The sequence below is a fragment of the Glaciimonas sp. GG7 genome (assembly GCF_052976905.1).
The window spans coordinates 35,863-51,795 of the sequence record NZ_JBRIIQ010000022.1; the positions used below are offsets into that span (position 1 = coordinate 35,863).

At 52.0% G+C, this 15,933-nt stretch carries 10 protein-coding genes; all 10 read right to left on the minus strand.

Features of this window, described 5'->3' with window-relative positions; genetic code table 11:
* Positions 1-51: 51 nt before the first annotated feature.
* The 10 genes from ACVBEF_RS07785 to hemA all read right to left on the minus strand — a co-directional run bounded on the left by ACVBEF_RS07785 (position 52) and on the right by hemA (position 15,261).
* Entirely contained in the window at positions 52-1,293 is a 1,242-nt protein-coding gene (locus ACVBEF_RS07785) for a type II secretion system F family protein (RefSeq protein WP_447123370.1), read from the minus strand.
* Between the two features lie 20 nt (positions 1,294-1,313).
* Positions 1,314-3,038: a type IV-A pilus assembly ATPase PilB gene (gene pilB / locus ACVBEF_RS07790; RefSeq protein ID WP_447123371.1), complete on the minus strand. Its 1,725-nt coding sequence runs from the start codon at positions 3,036-3,038 to the stop codon at positions 1,314-1,316.
* A 272-nt stretch (positions 3,039-3,310) separates the two neighbouring features.
* Positions 3,311-5,896, minus strand: coding sequence for a glycosyl hydrolase family 18 protein (locus ACVBEF_RS07795; protein ID WP_447123372.1), 2,586 nt, complete (start codon positions 5,894-5,896; stop codon positions 3,311-3,313).
* Positions 5,897-6,139: 243 nt separating this feature from the next.
* Positions 6,140-7,432 carry an HlyC/CorC family transporter gene (locus ACVBEF_RS07800; protein ID WP_447123373.1) on the minus strand — a complete coding sequence of 431 codons (1,293 nt, stop codon included), beginning with the start codon at positions 7,430-7,432 and terminating at the stop codon, positions 6,140-6,142.
* 50 nt (positions 7,433-7,482) lie between these two features.
* A complete protein-coding gene (gene ispB / locus ACVBEF_RS07805; RefSeq protein WP_447123374.1) occupies positions 7,483-8,433 on the minus strand; it encodes an octaprenyl diphosphate synthase in 951 nt (316 codons plus the stop codon).
* A 223-nt stretch (positions 8,434-8,656) separates the two neighbouring features.
* Positions 8,657-11,011, minus strand: coding sequence for a Tex family protein (locus ACVBEF_RS07810; RefSeq protein WP_447123375.1), 2,355 nt, complete (start codon positions 11,009-11,011; stop codon positions 8,657-8,659).
* 250 nt (positions 11,012-11,261) lie between these two features.
* Positions 11,262-12,140, minus strand: coding sequence for a peptide chain release factor N(5)-glutamine methyltransferase (gene prmC, locus ACVBEF_RS07815; protein WP_447123376.1), 879 nt, complete (start codon positions 12,138-12,140; stop codon positions 11,262-11,264).
* On the minus strand, positions 12,137-12,634 hold the full coding sequence (locus tag ACVBEF_RS07820) for a disulfide bond formation protein B (RefSeq protein WP_447123377.1): 498 nt from the start codon (positions 12,632-12,634) through the stop codon (positions 12,137-12,139). Before ACVBEF_RS07820 ends, prmC begins: the two co-directional genes overlap by 4 nt.
* Positions 12,635-12,741: 107 nt before the next feature.
* On the minus strand, positions 12,742-13,824 hold the full coding sequence (prfA, locus tag ACVBEF_RS07825; RefSeq protein WP_447123378.1) for a peptide chain release factor 1: 1,083 nt from the start codon (positions 13,822-13,824) through the stop codon (positions 12,742-12,744).
* A gap of 111 nt (positions 13,825-13,935) precedes the next feature.
* The gene (gene hemA / locus ACVBEF_RS07830) at positions 13,936-15,261 is read right to left on the minus strand and encodes a glutamyl-tRNA reductase (protein WP_447123379.1); all 1,326 of its coding nucleotides are present in this window, start codon (positions 15,259-15,261) and stop codon (positions 13,936-13,938) included.
* Positions 15,262-15,933 lie beyond the last annotated feature (672 nt).

A 15,933-nucleotide genomic window follows, 5' to 3' on the forward strand; every position in this document is an offset into this window, starting at 1 on the left:
GAAAAGTAGAATGAGTCCCTGCAACCACAACCATTTCATACAACGATCATTTCACACCACGGAACCCAGTTTAAAGATCGGCAAATACATCGCAACGACAAGACCGCCGATGATGACGCCCAGAATGACCATGATCAAAGGTTCCATCAAACTCGACAGCGCGGCGACCGCTTCATCGACCTCTGCTTCGTAGAAGTCAGCGACTTTACCCAGCATCTGATCTAACGAACCTGACTCTTCACCGATCGATACCATTTGCGTGACCATATTGGGGAAAACCTCGGCGTTTTGCATGGCGACCGTCAAACTGGTTCCTGTGCTGACTTCACTTTGAATTTTTTTTGTGGCGTCGAGATAGACCGCGTTGCCTGATGCGCCGCCGACGGAGTCGAGCGATTCTACCAATGGTACACCGGCAGAAAACATGGTTGACAGCGTACGGGTCCAGCGCGCAATCGTAGCCTTGCGTATGACGGGGCCGAAGATGGGGGCTTTCAGCAAGGCTGTATCCATAAAGCGCTGGATTTTGAGCGAACGTCGCCAGGATTGGAAAAATAAATACAAGCCGCCGAACAGGCCGCCAAAGATGATGTACCAATTGGCCACAAAGAAGTCGGAGATCGCCATCACCACCAGTGTCGGCGCTGGCAGGTCGGCGCCAAAGCTGGAGAAGACGGTTTTAAAGGCGGGGACTACCCAAATCATGATGATCGCCGTGACAATAAAGGCGACGGCTAAAATTGAGACCGGATAAAACATGGCGGACTTGACCCTGGTTTTGATGGCAAGTGTTTTTTCCTTGTAGGTTGCCAGCCGGTCCAGCAATTCTTCAAGAATCCCGGCCTGCTCGCCAGCGCCGACCAGATTGCAAAATAAAGGATCGAAATATAGCGGAAATTTGCGAAAAGCCTGACTCAGACTGGTTCCGGTTTCAACGTCGGCGCGGATGTCGTTAATCAATTTTGACACCGATGGATTGGCATGACCTTTGGCGACGATGTCGAATGATTGCAGCAACGGAACGCCTGCCTTCATCATGGTGGCCAGTTGGCGCGTAAATAGCGCAACATCTTTTTCAGAGATTTTTTTGCCGCTGCGAAAGCTCTTTTTCTTGAGCTTGATCACCAAAATGCCTTGTCGGCGCAGGGTGACGTTGACCAGTGATTCACCGCTGGCGCGCATTTCTCCCCTGACCAGCCGTCCTTTTTTGTCTTTGCCTTCCCAGGCGTAGATAAATTCTTTGACCTGGCGTGCGCTGATTGTGTTGCGTGTATTTGGTGTGGCAGTTGCCATGGTCCTTTTCCCTTTTTATTTTATGTATTAGTACAGCCGAGTATCTCTTCCAGGCTGGTCAGCCCTTGTTTAACCTTAATTAATCCCGATTCGCGCAGAGTCCGCACGCCCTCGCGTTTTGCCTGCGCTTCGATTTCCAGCGCGGTTCCATGTGCCAGAATGATGCGCTCAATGGATTCTGTCATGGGCATGATTTGATAGATGCCCACGCGCCCTTTGTAGCCGGTGCCATTGCAGCGTTCGCAGCCGAGGGGTTTGTATGTGGTCCAGACGCCATCGAGATCATCGTCGGTGAAGCCGGCCTCAAGCAGTGTTTCATCCGGGATGGAAACCGCTTGCTTGCAACTGCATAGACGGCGCGCCAGGCGTTGCGCCGTGATCAGAATAATGGATGAGGCGATATTGAAGGGGGCGACACCCATGTTCATCAGGCGCGTCAGAGTCGATGGTGCATCGTTGGTGTGCAGCGTCGAAAAAACCATGTGTCCGGTTTGTGCCGCCTTGATGGCGATATCGGCCGTCTCCAGATCACGAATTTCACCGACCATAATAATGTCGGGATCTTGTCGCAGGAAGGCTTTGAGCGCGACCGGAAATGTCAGCCCGGTGCGGTCATTGATGTTGACCTGATTGACGCCGGGTAAATTGATTTCGACCGGGTCTTCAGCGGTCGAGATATTGATGCCAGGTTGATTGAGGATGTTGAGGCAGGTATAGAGCGAGACGGTTTTGCCGGAACCGGTCGGGCCGGTGACCAGTACCATACCGTACGGGCGGGCAATTGCTTCTATCAACATCGCTTTTTGCTCCGGGTCATAGCCGAGCGCATCTATCCCCATCTCCGCTTGAGAGGCATCCAGAATCCGCATGACGATTTTTTCACCGAATAAGGTCGGTAAGGTGCTGACACGAAAATCGATGGCGCGGGTCTTGGAGACGGTCAATCGCATGCGGCCATCTTGGGGTACGCGTTTTTCGGAAATGTCGAGCCTGGACAGGACTTTGATACGGGAGGCGAGTTTTTCTTTGATTGATAGCGGCGGTTGGGCCATGTCGCGCAATACGCCATCGACACGGAAGCGGATGCGGTAAAACTTTTCAAACGGCTCAAAGTGCAGGTCGGACGCGCCTTGATTGATGGCGTCGGTGAGGATTTTTTGCAAAAACCGTACGACCGGCGCGTCGTCAATCTCATTGGTCGGCGCATCCGCGGTGGCTGGCGCGTCTTCGTCTATGACGTTGATTTCAGAGTCGTCGCCGATCATCTCGGTGAGACTTTGCTCGGTACTTTTGGTGTGCTGCAAAATCAGCTTGAGCAATGCCGGATGTTCGACGATCACCGGCTCGACTATCAGTTCGGTATGAAACTTGATCTGGTCTAGTGCCTGCGTATTGGTGGGGTCCGAGATCGCAACGTAAATCTTATTGCCGCGCTTTGCCAACGCGATGACCGATTGACTGCTCATCAACCTGGCGTCGATGGCTTTATCGGGGAATAAATCGGGATTGAAAGCTTTGATGTCGACTAATGGATAACCAAACGTTTCTGCGCAAAACAGAGCGAGGCTGGCAGCATCGAGATATTTGCTGCTCAGCAAGGCGTCAATAAAACCGGTTTGTTCGCTGTTTGTGATCTGATGTATGCCATCAACTTGTTCTGCGCTCAGATGCCCGGCCTGTACTAATGCGCGTGCCAGCCCCGACATCGGACTGTTCAAGTGAATGTGTGGGAAGACTGCAGCCATAGAGGAGACGGATGAGGAAAGTATCGGGAAACCAAGGAGATGGATGATGCCTATTGGCAACTTAGCTGTAAAGGATCACACAACATTTTAACGCTGACTTCGGGCGATTACTTAATTACTTGGCGCTGGGTTGTTGTAAAACTGTCGCCATGCAGGGCGCATAAAAAAACAGCAAAAAAAACGGCAAGTCCAGAAAGGACTTGCCGTCGTACCCCTTTTTGTATCAAAGGTGAGTCACTACTTTTACAACTTTTAATGTGGTTTCAATCAACTTAGTTAAGTTTGATCCATGCAGCTTCCCAAGCCGAACCAGTACCTGGAGCATAGGCTGCAGGAGCGATACCACACCAGCCGCTGAATGGGAACGGTTTGCACTCGAAAGTACCGCCATTGTTGCTGACAATATCGCCACCTTTGTAGGTTGTGCCTGCTTTGTATGCCACAGCTTCGTCTTTGACAACGACGACAGGAGTCTTGTCTTCGTCTTTAACAACTACGACAGGCGTTTTGTCTTCGTCTTTAACTACAACGACGGCAACGTCACCATACTTGCTCCATGCATCTGCCCAGTTCGAACCTGTACCTGGCGCATAGTGCGCTGGGGAAATGTTGCACCATCCGGCTGACTGATCGTTATTGCATTGATACAGCGCGCCGTTGTTTTGTACGATCTGACCAGCTTTGTAAGGCATGCCGGCAGGGTAGATCGGGTGGGTTTTAGCGTCTGCGATTGCTTTATCTTTAGCTGCTTTATCTGCTGCATCTTTAGCTGCTTTATCTGCTGCATCTTTAGCTGCTTTGTCGGCTGCATCTTTAGCTGCTTTATCTGCTGCGTCTTTAGCTACTTTGTCTGCTGCATCTTTAGCTGCTTTGTCGGCTGCATCTTTAGCTACTTTGTCTGCTGCATCTTTAGCTGCTTTATCTGCTGCGTCTTTAGCTACTTTGTCTGCTGTATCTTTAGCTGCTTTATCTGCTGCGTCTTTAGCTGCTTTGTCGGCTGCATCTTTAGCTACTTTGTCTGCTGCGTCCTTAGCTACTTTGTCTGCTGCGTCCTTAGCTGCTTTAGCATCAGCGACTAGTTTGTCTGCAATTGCTTTGTCATCATTTGGCGTAACTGGCTTAACCGGTTTAGTCATACCATCGGCTAACGGATGACCAAGACCTTCATGCATCGCATTCATGATATCGCCTTCGTTGTCGCCAGAGATTTCCCATGAGAATACGCCGCCCAGTTGTTGGTCAATAACATATTGCCCTTTGGCGATGGTCGAACGTGCGTCATCAAAAGTCACCAGCATGCCGGTATTTTGATTGAAGGCGTACGCGGCTTCCGCATGGCTGTCATAACCGGCGGTAAAGCCGTTAATGCCTTGTCCATCGGCACCAAGCATGAACTGTTTGATACCTCTGTAATCGACGTTGCCCGGTTCCCAGCGGAACTCACTTTGTTTTGCGTCCCACGTACCTTTAGGTGTGCCAGTAAATGGATTGTTAGGATCGGTCATGTTGCTAATGCCTGTCCAACCGCGACCATATTTCGCTACACCAACGATGAGTTTTTTCGGATCGACACCTTGAGCGATCAATGCTTTGATCGAGTTATCTGTTGAGTACAGACGGTCTTTATCCCATGATGGGGCAAACAAGTTAGCCTGATGCGACAGATTTGTCGTGTCGAATGCGCCGCTGAAGTCATAGGTCATGTCGAAGATATAGTCCATGTACTCAGACGCGGCCTTGTAGTCAACAATTGCCAACTTGTCCTGACCTGCACCAATGGCCGAGGTCAATTCATAAGAGCGACCGGTTTCTTGGCTTAATTGCGTCAACATTTCGCGCAATTCTTTCATCAGCGCGACATAAGTAGCGCCGTCTGTTTCAGAGTTGCCCAATGTTTTATTCGCACCTTTACCGCCCGGGAACTCCCAATCGATATCGAGACCATCGAAGAATTTCCAGGTCAGCAAGAGTTCTCTCGTTGAATCAACAAATATCTTACGATTCTCAGGCTTGTCAAATTCGTAGAACGGATCGGACAATGTCCAGCCGCCGATGGAAGGTAAAATTTTCAGGTCAGGATTACGTTTCTTGGCAGCCATCATTTGGCCCAGAACACCGTTTAATTGCGGCGTCACGCCCGGCAAATCTGGTTTGAAAATTTCGCCCCAAAGATCGAAGATAACTACGCTATGGTTAGGCGTACCTTCACATGCTTTTTTTAGATTTGCTTTCTGTGTAGGTTGCAAATCATCGTTGGTATTGTTGCCACAAATAGGGACAAAGCCATACAGAACATGTGTCAGATTGTCGAGAGGCATCATGCTGACATCGAATTTACGGTCATACACTGCCCATGTAGGGAAATAGGTACCGACGATGGAGTCCGTCGTATTCGCGCGTGGCTTATTTGCCTTGTGTGCATTGTTTGGCAGATCGCCTGCAAATTCTGGGATGGTGTCAAAAATGACAACGTCTACTGGAGCACTTTTTACACAGATATTGGCAGCATCGCAAACTTCGACCTGCATTTTCTTTTTGCCAGCAGTCCGTGGGCGTGCTACTGGCGCCGCCGCCGCTTGTCCTGGTGACATGGTTACCAACGATGATTCGTCGCGCACACCATCGATCACTGCATAGGCTTTGGTTGCCTTCGCGGCGTAGTAAATGTTAAATGGGAGCGGTACTGCTACTGTTGCGTTGCGCTTAACGGCATCTTTGTAGGACGTTGCGTCTTTGTTGAATTCAACGAAGCCGAACGATTTGCCAGTAATTTCCCAGCCGCTCAACGATGGAACACCTGGGGATGCAAACGCACCAGAAGAAGCACTAGCGGCAATCAAAGCCGCCAGCGTAAGCATTTTAAAATTTGAAGAGTTATGTTTCACTATTAGTCCAATCGGTTGTAAAAAGTATTAGGGAACCGAATTATATTTTTTGGATTTGGAACACACATCGAGAAAAGTCTGTAAACGACCGGAGGAAATTCTGGAATAAAGGTATGTGCTAATTGGCTTAAGTGCGTACCAGACAAAAAAAATCTGAAACCCTTTAACAGGTTTCAGATTTTTTTGTCGCGTATTACTGGATTTTATTTGCCGTTATCAGCTCGCCGCTTGATGGTTGGCTGGACGATATAACTTAACGATTTTGATGGCCTGATTTTGTACCTGAGTGATCTCGATCACACAGCCAGAAATTTTTAAGCTGACGTTGTTTTCGGGAATATCCTGCAACCACTCCAGCAGCAAACCGTTGAGCGTTTTCGGACCGTCGATGGGAAAACTCAATCCCAGACGTTTGTTGATATCGCGTAAGGACGTGACGCCTTCCAGACGACATTCTCCTTTTTCGTCCCAGTTAAAGCTATCGGCACGTGCAGCACCCGGCTTGGAAGTGGTGAACTCGCCGATCATTTCTTCAATAATATCTTCGAGTGTGACTAAGCCATGCACTTCGCCGTACTCATCGACGACGATGCCGAGGCGTTCGTGGTTTTCCTGAAAGTATTGCAATTGGGTGAAGACATCGGTACCTTCCGGCACGAAATAGGGCGCCGTCAGCAGGGCGCGAAAATGATCTGTCGTCAGTTCGTCTTCTTGATTGAGTAGCGCCATTGCTTTGCGCACATGCAGGATGCCGACGATTTGGTTGATTTCGCCTTCATAGACGGGCAACTTGTTGTGATAACAAGTGGTTAGCTGGCGCTGGATTTCTTCGACGGAAACCGACAGATTCAAGGCTTCAACTTGCGCCCGCGGCGTCATCACGTCTTCGACCGAAATTTTTTCCAGATCAAACAAATTCAATAAAATGCTTTTGTGTTTTTGCGGCATAAAATTGCCGCCTTCCAGCACAATCGAGCGCAACTCTTCCGGTGACACGCGCAGGTCTTGCGCGCTTTTACCGGTCTTGATACAGAGTATTTTTAATATCCCCGAGACAAATAAATTGACAAACCAGATGATCGGTTTAATCAATGCCATTAAGGGTTTGAGGACAAAACTGGCAGTCAGTGCAATGCGCTCTGGAAAGGTTGCGCCGATCACTTTCGGGGTGATTTCGCCAAATACAATGAGCAAAAATGCCACCCCGGCAGTGGCAATCGTAATAACCCTCTGATGACTGCCAAAGGTATTAATGGCAATTGCGGTGACCAACGCCGTGGCCAGCGCGTTGACTAAAGTGTTGATGATCAGGATCAGCGAGAGCAGCTTATCGGTACGATCGAGCAACCACATGGTGGTGGTTGCGGCTTTACTGCCGCGTTTGGCCAGGTGTCGCAGGCGATGTTTGTTGGCCGCCATTAAGGCGGTTTCGGACATCGCAAAAAAAGCCGACAGCAGGATTAGTAGCGCAAGTGCAAGAAATTGCACCCATAAGGGAACGGTATCCAACGGGTCACCGTAGAAGAGAGGGGATGGTGGAAATGATGGCGGTGGTGGGGTTAATGGTTACGGTCTACTGCAAAGACGGTTAATTCTAGTAAGGCGCGTTTATATTCGCTATCTGGTAGCCGGGCGATCGCAGCGGCGGCACGTTCTGCCGATTTTTGCGCTTCTTGGCGTGTGTAGTCCAATGCGCCTGAGTTGGTGATGGCGGTCAAAATAGCATCGAAATGTTGTTCGTCGCCATTTTCGATGCAGCTGCGGACTAGTTCACGCTGCTCCGGAGTGCCGTGCTGCATCAGATATATCAGCGGTAACGTCGGTTTGCCCTCACGCAGATCGTCACCGACATTTTTCCCAATGTCAGCCGCATTACCGGAATAGTCCAGCACGTCATCGATCAGTTGGAAAGCGGTTCCGATGGAACGGCCATATTCGCCAGCGGCTTCCATGGCGGCCTCATCAACACCGGCTATTAAGGCGCCGCATTGGGCCGCTGCCTCGAACAACTTGGCGGTTTTGGAGCGGATAACGCGCAGATAGTGCTCTTCGCTGACATCGGGATTGTGCATATTGAGCAGTTGCAGCACTTCACCTTCGGCAATCACATTGGTCGCGTCGGCGACGATTTGCATCACGCGCGGATTGTTGACATCGACCATCATCTGAAACGCGCGTGAGTACAAGAAATCGCCAACCAATACCGATGCGGCGTTACCGAATAAGGCGTTTGCCGTTTTGCGACCACGTCGCAGCGAGGATTCATCGACGACGTCGTCATGCAGCAAGGTTGCGGTGTGAATAAATTCGATGACAGCGGCCAGTTCGTGATGCCTGCTACCCCGATAACCGCAGGCCTGCGCTATCAATAAGACCAACACCGGACGCAGGCGTTTGCCGCCAGCGCTGATGATGTATTCGGCAATCTGGTTGACCAGAGCGACTTCTGAATGCAATTTGTCACGGATGACTGTATTGACCGCTTCCATATCGGTCACGATGGGATGCATGATGGACTGCTGAGATGGGATATTAAGAGCGGCGGACAAGATAAGACCTGTTCAAAATCGTTAATCGTAAGTGCGGATTATTATACGATGCTAGCCCGGTATACCAGCCGCGTTTGTGTGTATTTGCCATGTTTTGGCGCAATTTAGATGCAAATGCATTACAGCAACAGACTTCAGAGCGGGCAGAGCATACCGATTTCATTGCTCTGCCACAGGTTTGGAATCAGCTCTTCAGTTTGGCAAACGCTGCCGCCATCGCGCTATTGGCCGAGACGACAGCCGGTGCCGATCGTTGCTGTTGATGTTGCGACAAACGCTTCGCATCGTTACGATCCCCGCGCTGTTCTGGCTTACTGCCAGCGATCGGGGCGCTGTCTTCTAAGCGCATCGTCAACGCAATCCGTTTGCGTTTCTCATCGATTTCCAGCACTTTCACCTTCACTACCTGACCAGCCTTGACGACGCTATGCGGGTCTTTGACAAAGGTGTTCGATAGCGCAGAAATGTGCACCAGGCCATCCTGATGCACGCCGATGTCAACAAATGCGCCGAAGGCGGCGACGTTGGTGACGACGCCTTCCAAAATCATGTCCGGGCGCAGATCGCGCATCTCTTCCACGCCGTCTTTGAAGGTCGCGGTAGTGAACTCAGGGCGCGGGTCACGGCCCGGTTTTTCCAGTTCTTTCAAAATATCGGTAATCGTCGGCACGCCGAATTTTTCGTCCGCATATTTAGCCGGATTGAGTGACTTCAGCAGTTTTTCATCGCCGATGATGCCTTTTACGTCCTTTTTGATATCGGCCAGAATTTTCTCAACCAACGGATACGATTCCGGATGCACCGCCGATGTATCGAGCGGATTGCTGCCGTTCATGACGCGTAAGAAACCGGCGGCCTGCTCAAAGGTTTTATCGCCCAGACGCGGCACTTCTCGCAGGCCTGCACGGGAGGTGAACATCCCTTTCATATCGCGATAGGTCACGATACTTTGCGCCACGCTGGAGTTCAGACCAGACACGCGCGCCAATAACGGGGCCGAGGCAGTATTCACATCCACCCCGACCGCATTCACACAATCCTCAACCACCGCATCGAGCGAGCGCGCCAATTGGGTTTGGCCTACGTCATGCTGATATTGGCCCACGCCGATCGACTTCGGATCGATTTTGACCAGTTCGGCCAGCGGATCTTGCAAGCGCCGTGCAATCGAGACCGCGCCCCGTATCGAGACATCCATATCCGGCAATTCGCGGGAGGCAAATTCAGAGGCCGAATAGACCGATGCGCCTGCTTCTGAGACCACGATTTTGGTCAGTTTTAGTTCAGGGCGCAGCTTAATCAAGTCTTGCGCGAGTTTGTCGGTCTCCCTTGACGCCGTGCCGTTACCGATGGAAATCAGTGAGACCTGATGCTTCTCTGCTAATTGCGACAAGGTATGCAGCGAGCCTTCCCAGTCATTACGTGGTTGATGCGGATAAATCGTGCTGGTAGCCACCACTTTGCCGGTAGCATCCACGATCGCCACTTTTACGCCGGTACGCAGGCCCGGGTCCAGCCCCATCGTCGCCCGTGGTCCGGCGGGTGCCGCTAACAATAGTGCCTTGAGATTGAGCGCAAAAACATGGATCGCTTCGACTTCCGCTTTTTCGCGCAGGTTGGTCATCAGCTCGGTCTCCAAATGCATAAAGACCTTCACGCGCCAGGCCCAGCGCACGGTGTCGCTCAGCCATTTATCGGCAGGGCGATCTTTGTTGCTGATGTCGAAGCGGGCAGCGATGCGACCTTCGCAGGGATTATGCGGGGCGTCCCATTTCGGTTTTTCTTCTTCGGTATCGAGCCGCAACACCACGTTGAGCATTTCTTCACGACGACCGCGGAAGAGTGCCAGCGCACGGTGCGAGGGAATGGTGCCAAGCGTTTCTGAGTAATCAAAATAATCGGCAAATTTCTCGCCAGCATCTTGCTTGCCTTCCACGACTTTTGACTCCACCACGCCATGCTCAATCAAATATGCGCGCAAGGCTTGCAGCAGGGTCGCATCTTCGGCAAAGCGTTCCATGAGGATTTGACGCGCACCATCGAGGGCCGCTTTGGCGTCGATTACGCCGGGATTGTCGCCATTGTCGGTGCTGAATGCTGGCTTGAGATATTTCGCCGCTTCTTCTTCCGGCTGCAACGCCGGGTTCGCCAGCAGCGTATCGGCCAACTCGGTTAGCCCCGCTTCGGCAGCGATCTGGGCTTTGGTACGGCGTTTTAATTTGTACGGTAAATACAGATCTTCGAGACGGGTTTTGTCTTCTGCCAGCGAAATGGCGTTTAGCAACGCCGGTGTCATTTTTCCCTGATCTTCAATCGAGCTCAGGATCGCCGTGCGGCGCGCTTCGAGTTCACGCAGATAGCGCAGACGTTCCTCTAACAAGCGTAACTGAATGTCGTCGAGGCCGCCGGTGGCTTCCTTGCGATAACGGGCAATAAAGGGCACGGTCGCGCCTTCATCAAGCAGGGCGACCGCAGCGGCAACCTGGGCCGGTTTTGCGGCGAGTTCAAGGGCGAGACGTTGTTCGATCGATGGCAGCATGGGAGTCTGGAGAATCAGGTTCTGGCGTTGGACAAGCCAGCGATCATACGCAGTTCAGATAATTGCGCCAGTCTTGACAAGCTAAAAAAGTGGGTCGGAGCGTTGCAAGACATCAAAGCAAGGCCAGGAAGATACATTTTTGGCTGGAAACGGATGTTGAAAAGATAAAAGCCCGATGCAATGCATCAGGCTTTTGAAGTCCTCCCGGGGAGAACGCCAGTTATAGGCCTCAATGGACAGCGGGATACTGTCAATCTGCCTGCTGCATTAAACGACCACCGCTAACACGCTCTATCCCCGCCAAATCCTGCCAACTTTGTATCGCTTCAAACGGGTGTGCTTGCAACAACGCACGCACCGCAGCCGCCTGATCGTAACCATGCTCCATCAGCAGCCAACCATCTGCGTTTAAGTGCAGCGGCGCGCCGTTGATGATGGTGCGTAACGCGCTCAGTCCATCGGCATGATCGGTCAACGCACTGATCGGCTCAAAGCGCAGATCGCCTTGCGATAAATGCTGGTCATCCTTGACGATATAGGGCGGATTGGCAACGATCAGATCGAAACGTTGATTGCCCAACGCTGTGTACCAGTCGCTTTGCAGCAGCTCAAAGGTGGCGTAATTCACCGTCAGATGGCGTTGCGCATTGTGCTGTGCGACGGCGAGCGCTGTTGTGCTGACATCGACCGCCGTTACCCGGGTATCGGGGCGCGTATAAGCGATGGCGATGGCGATGGCACCGGATCCGGTACCCAGATCCAATACCGCCGGATGGGTTTGATTGCCAGGTAGGCGTTCTAGCGCCAGTTCAACTAGTAATTCGGTCTCTGGACGCGGGATCAGAACGTCGGGCGTTACTTCCAGCATCAAACCAAAGAACTCGCGCTGGCCAAGAATGTAGGCAATCGGCTCACCTTGCAGGCGGCGTTGGAATAACTGACTTAACTGTTGCGCTTGCGTGGTGTCAATGAGGCGCTGGTCTTGTGTAATCAGTTGGGTGCGGGTCAGTTGTAAAGCGTGCATGACCAGCAGGCGATTTTCTAGCGGTTCCAGCGGGGCATTGTTGAGTATCGTTGCCACGCTGACACCGGCTTCAATCACGCATAGCTGTTGATCCGTTCGGGTCATTCAAAATCGCCGTGATTAGTGCGTTTGAAGAGGACTTTAGCCAGAATCACAATTAACACCACAAACCAGAGCAGCGACCATTGTGGAATCGACAGGCCGAGTATTGGCTCGTAAGCTGTCGAGCAGATCGCCCATGCATCGACTTTGAAAACGGAGGGTAATAAGGTCGCCGTCGGCAACGCGTTTAAGGGCGCTTCCAGTGCATCGCGCCCGCAAGTTGTGGATGGATGCGCGATGACCCAGATATGCCAGCCAGCCGTCACCGCTCCGCCAAGACCGGCAAGGATGCCGATCGCCGCGCTAGGCTTACGAATGCTGTCAGGCATGCTGGCGGAAACCAGACAAATGAGCGCGATGATGGCAAAGGCATAACGTTGAAGCACGCACAACGGGCATGGCTGCATGTCCTTGACGTGCTGCAAATACAAGGCGGCAGCCAGCAAAGCGAGGGCGATGAAGGCAACGGCGAACAAAATGTGTTTGGATGATTTCATTTGTTAAATGTAGTGAGCGAAAAATGGTGTGTTGATTGTGGGGAAGGCTTCCAATGGGTGGTCATCAGATTCAGATGACCGCGTTTGGTTGCGGGAGTACCGAGAGCTTACCTCTCATCGCCCAAAGCCGCCAATAATTCCGCCTGATGTTCGGCCGCCAGCGCATTGCTTAACTCTTCCAGATCGCCATCCATAATCTGATCCAGTTTGTATAACGTCAGATTGATGCGGTGGTCCGTCATGCGGCCTTGCGGAAAATTATAAGTGCGGATGCGTTCGCTACGGTCACCGGAGCCGATCAGCGATTTGCGGGTGGCAGCTTCTTTTGATTGCTGCTCGCGCAATTGACCGTCCTTAATCCGTGCCGCCAGCACCTTCAGTGCCGAAGCCTTGTTTTTATGCTGGCTGCGATCATCCTGGCATTCGACTACGATCCCGGTCGGAATATGGGTAATTCGCACCGCCGAATCGGTCTTGTTAATGTGCTGTCCGCCCGCGCCGGATGCACGATACGTATCGATGCGAATATCGGCGGGATTAATGGCGACCTCGCTGACTTCATCGGCCTCCGGCATGATCGCAACCGTACAGGCCGAGGTATGAATCCGCCCCTGCGTCTCGGTCGTCGGCACGCGCTGGACGCGATGGCCGCCGGACTCAAATTTGAGTTTGGAATAGGCCCCAAAACCCACTAGCCGCACGATGACTTCCTTGTAGCCGCCGACTTCTGAGGCTGACTCTGACACCATCTCGATTTGCCAGCGATTACGCTCGGCGAAGCGGGTGTACATCCGCAACAAATCGCCGGCAAATAAGGCTGATTCGTCGCCGCCGGTGCCGGCGCGGATTTCCAGAAAAATATTCCGTTCGTCGTTCAAATCTTTCGGCAACAACATTTTTTGCAAATCGGCTTCGAGCTGCTCCATACGGGCTTTGGCGTTGCCGATTTCTTCTTGCGCAAACTCTTTCATGTCCGGGTCTGACAGCATTTCCAGCGCGGTCTGGACATCCGTATCGGCTTGGGTATAGCTCAGATACAAGGCGACGAGGGGGCCGAGCTCGGCATGTTCACGCGATAGTTTGCGATAGCTGTCCATATTGGACGTCGCTTCTTCCTGATTGAGCAGATCATTGACCTCGACTAATCGATTCGACAATTGGTCAAGCTTGGCAAGCATGGATGGTTTCATGGAATATTTTGGTGTCGTGCGACGCGAGTATCGTGGCGCATTGGTGTAAAGAAGCAGGAATTAAAACAGGAAATTCGCCCCAGAGGAGGCGGAGGGCAGTGTAGAGCTACGCTAACGCTTACTGCGGAATAGTTGCGGCAACAAGATCGCGAGACGGGCGCGTTCATCGCCTTGGGCAGTGTGCAGCGCTTGTTGCGGACCGTGCAGAAATTTGGCGGTGAGACCTTTGGAGAGGGCCTCCAGAACCGCATCGATATTCTCGCCTTTGGCAAGCATTTTGCGGGCCCGTTCCAGCTCCAACATGCGCATGGCTTCGCTGCTTTCATGCAGATTCTGAATGATAGGCACGACTGCGCGTGCGTCCATCCAATGCATAAAAGATTGCACCCGGGTTTCAATAATGGCTTCGGCTTGCAAAACTGCTGCCTGGCGATATTCCATCCCGGCCTGAACCACTGAACCGAGGTCATCGACGGTATAGAGGAAAACGTCATCGAGGCGACCGACTTCGGTTTCAATATCACGCGGCACGGCCAGATCAAGCATAAACATCGGCTTATGGCGACGCGCCTTGACCGCCCGCTCGACCATACCCAGGCCGATAATCGGTAGCGACGATGCGGTGCACGAAATAATAATGTCGTAGTTACCGAGTTCTGTGGGCAAGTCGGCTAAGCGCAGCGCTTGTCCGCTGAACCGATGCGCCAGTGTTTCCGCACGCTCAAGGGTACGGTTGGCAACGGTCAGACTTTTGGGGTTTTGTGCGGCAAAGTGCGTAGCGCATAATTCGATCATTTCGCCAGCGCCGATAAACAGCACATTTTGACCTGAGACAGCATCAAAAATCCGTTCTGACATCCGTACCGCAGCAGCAGCCATTGATACGCTATGGGCACCGATTTGCGTCGTTGTTCGCACCTCTTTGGCAACGGCAAAAGTACGCTGAAACAATTGATGTAAATAGGTGCCAAGTCCGCCGACTGCCTCTGCGTGACGCACAGCGTCTTTCATCTGGCCCAGAATTTGCGCCTCACCCAACACCATCGAATCCAATCCTGAGGCGACCCGAAACGCGTGCCGTACCGCATCGCCATGCGGCAACGTATACAAATGCGGGCGCAGATCGGCGTAAGAAAGGTGGTGATAGTGTGCCAGAAAGTGGGCGCTTGAATCAATCGCAGCGTCAATATCGCTGGGCCCGCTTGAGCCATTCAACGCATTGACAGTACCAGACAGGTTGCTGGCGGCATAAAGCTCAGTACGATTGCAAGTTGACAGAATTGCAGCTTCATCCGTGAGGCCGGATGTGCCATTGTTACTAAACCATGTGCGGGCTGCGGTTACCGCCTGACCAATCTGGTCAGCAGGAAAGGCCACCTGTTCGCGCAGTGAAACGGGCGCGGTGGTGTGGTTGAGTCCGACGGCTAGCAAGTGCATTTGGGTAGTAGCTCAGGAGGAAAGAATGGTAAAAATGGCGAATTTTACTAACTCGCCATTATACGCCTGAGTTGTCCCTAACAATTTTCAGCAGAAATCAGGATCGGCAGGGGGCTAAATTTCCATGCCCCCTGCACAATCGCTTATTCCCTCATTGTACTTTCGACCGAAAGTCCTCTGACCTCGTTGTTTATGCCAGCTTCGATGTTGGCATTTGTTAGATTTAATTACTGCTATCGATGTACAGTTTCTTAGCTGTGTGTGGTTTGGTGGTGGTGTCGACACACATAGTCACTGTTTGCCCAGCGAGAAACGCCATTCTGGCTATTTGCGGGATTCGTTTTACATCGAGGTCCGCTTGTGGGGTGGCGCTCAAAGCGAATAGTTCTGGAGGTGGAAATTGATATAGAGCGCCCCTGTCATCAATAATGTAACTGTATAGCGACTTAGTACTGCTATCACCATATTGAGCGATTGAAAAATTGGAAACGACACTTCCCTTTTCCTGAAGGCAGGATAACTTGAAATAGCTTTCTGAAGTTCCGACGACAGAATCGGAAGGCATCTCCAATGGTATGGAGCCAGGTGCGACGGTGACGGACGAGACAGAACCGGATGGCATCTCCAATGGTATGGAGCCAGGTGCGACGGTGACGGACGAGACAGAACCGG

Coding starts and splice junctions, on each gene's coding strand:
- ACVBEF_RS07785 (WP_447123370.1), bottom strand. CDS start 1,293: ATGGCAACTGCCACACCAAATACACGCAACACAATCAGCGCACGCCAG.
- pilB (WP_447123371.1), bottom strand. CDS start 3,038: ATGGCTGCAGTCTTCCCACACATTCACTTGAACAGTCCGATGTCGGGG.
- ACVBEF_RS07795 (WP_447123372.1), bottom strand. CDS start 5,896: ATGCTTACGCTGGCGGCTTTGATTGCCGCTAGTGCTTCTTCTGGTGCG.
- ispB (WP_447123374.1), bottom strand. CDS start 8,433: ATGCATCCCATCGTGACCGATATGGAAGCGGTCAATACAGTCATCCGT.
- ACVBEF_RS07810 (WP_447123375.1), bottom strand. CDS start 11,011: ATGCTGCCATCGATCGAACAACGTCTCGCCCTTGAACTCGCCGCAAAA.
- prmC (WP_447123376.1), bottom strand. CDS start 12,140: ATGACCCGAACGGATCAACAGCTATGCGTGATTGAAGCCGGTGTCAGC.
- ACVBEF_RS07820 (WP_447123377.1), bottom strand. CDS start 12,634: ATGAAATCATCCAAACACATTTTGTTCGCCGTTGCCTTCATCGCCCTC.
- prfA (WP_447123378.1), bottom strand. CDS start 13,824: ATGAAACCATCCATGCTTGCCAAGCTTGACCAATTGTCGAATCGATTA.
- hemA (WP_447123379.1), bottom strand. CDS start 15,261: ATGCACTTGCTAGCCGTCGGACTCAACCACACCACCGCGCCCGTTTCA.